Below are 5,382 nucleotides of genomic sequence, written 5' to 3' on the forward strand. Positions count from 1 at the left end.
ACGACAACGACAACGACAACGACGCCCGGTCCGTGAGAAGGTCCGGTCGCTGTAGGGTACGCATCGCGTACCCGGCCCCAGAGGTTGCCGCGGCTCGGTGGGTATGCGACGCGGCCTTGATCGGCGTTCCAGTCGACCCCCCTCTTCTGGAGTCCAAGGCTTCAGCCTTGGTCCTGCCCATCCAAGGCTAACGGTCATGGCGCCCGCGCCACCCGGCAGATGAAAGTCATGCCGATCGCTGGCGAGCGAGCCTGCGTAGTCAGGGCTTCCAGCCCTGACTGTTCCAGCCTGGCCGGGCCAGGATGGCCTGGCTACGCAGGGGACTTTCACGGTAAAGCCTTGGACTCCGTCCGGGAACTGGCCGGAACGATGATCGAGGCCCGCGATGCGTACCCTACGGGCTCGGCGTCAACACATCAGTTCTGATCGCACCCGGCGCCCCCGGACCGCCGCCGGGTGGGTATAGTGACCGCCATGACCCAGCGTGAAACCCCTGCCATGCCCCTGATCGCCCCCTTCGCCGGCCTGCGCCCGGCCCCCGGCCGCGCCGCCGAACTGCTTGCCCCGCCCTACGATGTGCTGGATACGGACGAGGCGCGTGCGCTCGCGGCCGGGCGGCCCTGGAGCTTCCTGCACCTGTCGCGCCCGGAGATCGACCTGCCGCCGGGGGTCGACCCCCAGGCACCGGCGTCCTATGCCCAGGCCGCTGCCCGGTTCGCGCGGATGCGCGGGGCTGGCCTGCTGGTGCGCGATCAGCAGCCCTGCTACTACTGCTACCGGTTGAGCTATGGCGCCCAGGTCCAGACCGGGCTGGTCGTCGCGGCCTCGCTCGCCGCCTACCGGGCCGGGCGCATCAGGCGCCACGAGGTGACGCTGGCCGATAAGGAGGACGACCGGGTGCGGCAGATCGCGGCGCTCGGCGCCCAGGCCGGTCCGGCCTACCTGATCCACCGCCCCAGCCCGGCCATCGACGACACCCTGGCCGAGATCGCCCGCACCGCCCCGGCGCTCGACGGCAGCATCGCGGACGGGACCTGGGACGGGGTGCGGCACCAACTCTGGGTCGTCTCGGACCAGGGCGCGATCGAGCGACTCACGGCCGGCTTCGAGGCCCAGCGGCGGCTCTATATCGCCGACGGTCACCACCGCACCGCCGCGGCAGCGCGCATCGGCGCGGCCCGACAGGCGGCCAACCCGGGCCACACCGGGAGCGAGGCGTACAACCGCTTCCTGGCGGTCAGCTTCCCGGCCGACCAACTGCGGGTGCTGGCCGTCAACCGGCTGGCGCGTGACCTCCAGGGCCGGGACGCCGCGACCTTCCTGCGCCAGCTCGGGGAGTGCGGCGCGCTGGTGCCGAGTGCCGCGCCGGTCATGCCCGGTCGGCGCGGTGAGTTCGGTCTCTACCTGGACCGCGCCTGGTATCGCCTGACCCTGGACCACCCCGACCATCCCCCGTCGGCCGCACCGCGGCAGGACCCGGCGGCACGCCTGGACGTGCGCCTGCTCCAGGACCAGGTGCTCGCCCCGCTGCTCGGCATCGCGGACCCCCGCCAGGACCCCCGGATCGGTTTCGTCGGCGGCATCCGGGGTCTCCCCGGGCTCATGCAGCAGGTGGACGGCGGGGCCTGGCGCCTGGGGTTCTCGCTCTTCCCGACCGCCCTGGCCGACCTGCTGGCCCTGGCCGAGGCGGGTGCCGTCATGCCGCCCAAGTGCACCTGGTTCGAGCCCAAGCTGGCGGATGGGGTGGTCAGTCTGGTCCTGGATTGATCCCTGAGGCGACGAGGCGGGCGCCCCGCCGCCGTCCGATCGTTGCATATCTTGACGTGCGTCTGATTTGACGTACGAAATTCCTATCGTATCTTTTTGCTTCCAACATCATTGAAGGCGTTGGGCCGATCACCGCCCAGGTGACCTCCTCGACCGACATATCGCTTTGAAAATCTTTGTGGCTTTGTGTCTCTGTGAGAGAACTGCTCCTTCTGGGTTGCGTCGCTCGCTTGCCCCCGCCGCCGTGCCTGGCTTATCCTACTGACTCGCTTTGGGTGCCCCGCGGTGCGACCGTGCCGCGAGGTGAAACGGGAAGTCCGGTGACCGCGGGCGCGCTTGCGCGGCCGCACACTCCGGCGCAGCCCCCGCTGCTGTAAGCCTGACGGGATCGCCACATGCCACTGCGCGCCATACGCGCGGGAAGGCGGCGCACCCCGGATGAGGGCGAGCCAGAAGACCGGCCCAGGGCGTGAACTGGTGTGAGCCCCGGGGTGCGGGCCCGTGCTGATCGGGCCTGGTGACTGTCCGGCGGACCGCCGTGCGTTCCCACCCCTGTCTGCCGCGACTGCCGTCGCCGGCCCGCCGTCCCGGCGGGGCCGCGCCCGCCCCCCGCTCATCGCCTCGGCTTCCAAGTACCGTCACGAGGTCCATGATCATGCCGAGCGCCCCCGGCCCCGGCCGCGTCGCAGCACCACGCCGCCGACGGGTTTGCCTGTCGGCCCGCGCCTGACCGGAGGCCACGCCATGGGCCGCGTGTGGTTCGTCGGCGCCGGACCCGGAGACCCAGACCTGATCACGGTCAAGGGGCGTCGACTGGTGGAGCAGGCGGGGGCTATCCTCTATGCCGGCTCGCTCGTGGACGCGGCGGCGACCTGCTTCGCCCCGCCCGGCTGTCGGCTCCAGGACTCCAAATCCATGACCCTGGAGCAGATCGTCGCCTGGCTCGCCGCCGCGGCCGGTCAGTGCGAGACCGTGGTGCGCCTGCAGACCGGCGACCCCGGGCTCTACGGCGCCCTGACCGAGATGACCCGCCCCCTGGACGCGGCCGGCATCCCCTGGCAGGTGGTGCCGGGCGTGACGTCCGCCATGGCCGCGGCGGCGGCGGCCGGGGAGAGCCTGACCCTGCCGGAGGTCACCCAGACGGTGATCCTCACCCGCACGGCCGGGCGCACCCCGGTGCCGGAAGGCGAGTCGCTCGCGGCGCTGGCCGCCCACCGCTGCACCCTGTGCATCTATCTGTCGGCCACCCTGCTGCCGGAGGTCCAGGAGGCCCTGGGCGCCGCCGGCTGGCCCCCGGACGCGCCCATCCTGGTGGTGCAGAAGGCGAGCTGGCCGGGTGCCGAACAGATCGTGCGCGGACGCCTGGACGACATCGACCGGCGTTGCCGCGACCTGGGCATCGCCTCCCAGGCCATGATCATCGCCAGCCCCACCCTGGGCGCCCGCCACTGGCCCGAACTCACCGCGTCCAAGCTCTATGACCCGGGCTTCGGGCACCGCTTCCGGCGCGCTGCCGGTCCGGCGGCGGAAGAATGAAGAAATTCTCTCACGGAGACACAAAGACACCAAGAAAGAAAGATAGCGAAGAAATGACGATCGAGGCCGGTGGCGATGCGTTATGGTTCGATCGTTCTGCTGCTCAGCCTATGCGTGATGTGCCCCCGGCATTCGTTTGAGGCCCGCGGAAAAGAGTAAGGCTTGGTTCTTGGATCTTTCTTCTCCGTGCCTCCGTGTCTCCGTGAGAGGATTCAACAGTCTTGCATAACGACATGGACAGCGACCCCTGCTTTTTTTTCTTGGTGAGCGCAATTGCCGGAATTTGGATGAACGATACGACCCTGTTGTTGGTCGGCCACGGCTCCCGCTTCCAGGGGGGCAATGCCGAGACCCTGCAGTTCGCCGAGTTGTGGCGGGCGCGCCATCCGGATTGGCGGATCGCGACCTGCTTCATCGAGTGGGACGCCGTGCTGTTGGACGGCGGCCTGGACCTGGCTGCCCGCGAGTCGCGCCGGGTGCTGGTCATCCCCTTCATCCTCAATGCCGCCGGTCATGTGAAGATGGAGATCCCGGCCGCGGTCGCGGCGGCCCGGGCCCGTCACCCCGGGGTGGACTTCGCCGTCGCCCGGCACCTCGGGATGGGGCCGGAGGTCTTGGGCCTGCTCCAGGGTCGGCTCGATGGCCTGATGGATGGGCTGGCCCGGCCCGACCCCCGCACTACCGGGGTCATCCTCCTGGGGCGCGGCTCCTCGGACGCCGGGGCCAACGGGGAACTGGCGCGTCTGGCGCGCTGGCTGTTCGAGGCCAACCACCACGACCTGGTGGATCTGGCTTTCACCGGCATCGCTTGGCCACGGCTGGAGACCGCGGTCCAGCGCCAGGCGCGCCTGGGCATGACCCAGATCGCCATCCTGCCGGTCTATCTCTTCGCCGGCCGGCTGACCGAGCGGATCAGTGCCCAGGTCGGGCGGCTGCGCACCCATTATCCCGGGGTCGCCTTCGCCCTGGCGGACTACTTCGGTCACGACCCGGCCATCTTCGACCTGCTCGACGCCCGCGCCCAGGGACTGGACCAGCCCGCCGGCCTGCTCCTGGAGTGCGACGGCTGCAAATACCGCACGGCGGCCGAGGGCCTGCACCTGCACGGCCACGACCACACCCGCATCGCCCCGGCCCTACCAGCCGACCCCATGACCGCGCACATCAAGGCGCCAGGACACCCATGAACAGCCCCGCAGCCCCGTCGGTCACCGCCCAACTCACCCGCGCCGGCCGGGCCATCGAGGACGAATCCTTCGCCATCATCGACGCGGAGGCCGGTCCTCACCCCTATGACCCGGGCCAGTGGGCGGTCGTACGGCGCATGATCCACGCCAGCGCGGACTTCGACCTCAACGGCCTGACCGTCTTCCATCCGCGGGCGGTCGCGGCCGGGCTGGCGGCGCTGCGCCAGGGCGGTCGGCTCCTGGTAGCCGACGTGGGGATGATCCTGGCTGGTCTCTCGCCCGCCCGGCTGGCCCGCTTTGGGCTGAGGCCCTATCAGTTCATCGCCGACCCGGACGTGATCGCCCAGGCCCAGGCCCAGGGCACCACCCGCGCCGTGCAGGCGATGCGCAAGGCCCAGGCCCTGGGGCTCCTGGACGGCGCTATCATCGGCATCGGTAACGCCCCCACCGCCCTGCTCGAGGTCCTGCGCCTGATTGCGGAGGAGGGGGTACGCCCGGCCCTGATCATCGGGATGCCGGTGGGCTTTGTCTCGGCGGCGGAATCCAAGGCGATGCTGGCCGAGGTCACGGAGGTCCCCTGGGTCTTGGTGCAGGGACGCAAGGGCGGTTCCACGCTGGTCGTGGCGGCCATTCATGCGCTGCTGACGCTGGCGGCGGAGGGTTTGGTGCCCGAGGCCCCATTGTCCTGAATCCGCAATAGCGGAGCGCGCCGCGCCGACCCAAAGGAGGGACAGGCCGCACAGTTCCGGCGAGGTAGCCGTTCAGAGACCCCTTGACCGCTGCCTCCAGCCCGATCAGTATGTTCCCCCTACGCTGCCCGATGATACCGCGCCACTGACCGATGCACCTGAGCGACCACAGCCTCAACCAGCTTGATGAAGCCTACGTCCAG

Annotated in this window: 6 protein-coding genes and 1 riboswitch; all 6 genes read left to right on the top strand. The window is 70.2% G+C overall.

The features are described from left to right. Nucleotides 1–191, top strand: a 191-nt coding sequence (locus QZY48_RS12935) for a hypothetical protein (protein WP_295431268.1), incomplete at its 5' end; no start/stop codon positions are given. Nucleotides 192–498: 307 nt separating this feature from the next. Then, nucleotides 499–1,767: a DUF1015 domain-containing protein gene (locus tag QZY48_RS12940; protein ID WP_295431273.1), complete on the top strand. Its 1,269-nt coding sequence runs from the start codon at nucleotides 499–501 to the stop codon at nucleotides 1,765–1,767. A gap of 256 nt (nucleotides 1,768–2,023) precedes the next feature. Beyond that, nucleotides 2,024–2,248, top strand: a riboswitch (cobalamin riboswitch). Nucleotides 2,249–2,511: 263 nt separating this feature from the next. Next, nucleotides 2,512–3,303: a precorrin-4 C(11)-methyltransferase gene (gene cobM / locus QZY48_RS12945; RefSeq protein ID WP_295431269.1), complete on the top strand. Its 792-nt coding sequence runs from the start codon at nucleotides 2,512–2,514 to the stop codon at nucleotides 3,301–3,303. Beyond that, a complete protein-coding gene (locus QZY48_RS12950; RefSeq protein WP_295431270.1) occupies nucleotides 3,300–3,443 on the top strand; it encodes a hypothetical protein in 144 nt (47 codons plus the stop codon). The genes cobM and QZY48_RS12950 overlap by 4 nt, the downstream gene beginning before the upstream one ends. Nucleotides 3,444–3,590: 147 nt before the next feature. Further along, nucleotides 3,591–4,490, top strand: coding sequence for a sirohydrochlorin chelatase (locus tag QZY48_RS12955; protein WP_295431271.1), 900 nt, complete (start codon nucleotides 3,591–3,593; stop codon nucleotides 4,488–4,490). Next, nucleotides 4,487–5,179, top strand: coding sequence for a precorrin-8X methylmutase (locus tag QZY48_RS12960; RefSeq protein ID WP_295431272.1), 693 nt, complete (start codon nucleotides 4,487–4,489; stop codon nucleotides 5,177–5,179). Before QZY48_RS12955 ends, QZY48_RS12960 begins: the two co-directional genes overlap by 4 nt. Nucleotides 5,180–5,382 lie beyond the last annotated feature (203 nt).

Source organism: uncultured Thiodictyon sp. (assembly GCF_903828115.1).
Classification (GTDB): Bacteria; Pseudomonadota; Gammaproteobacteria; order Chromatiales; family Chromatiaceae; genus Thiodictyon.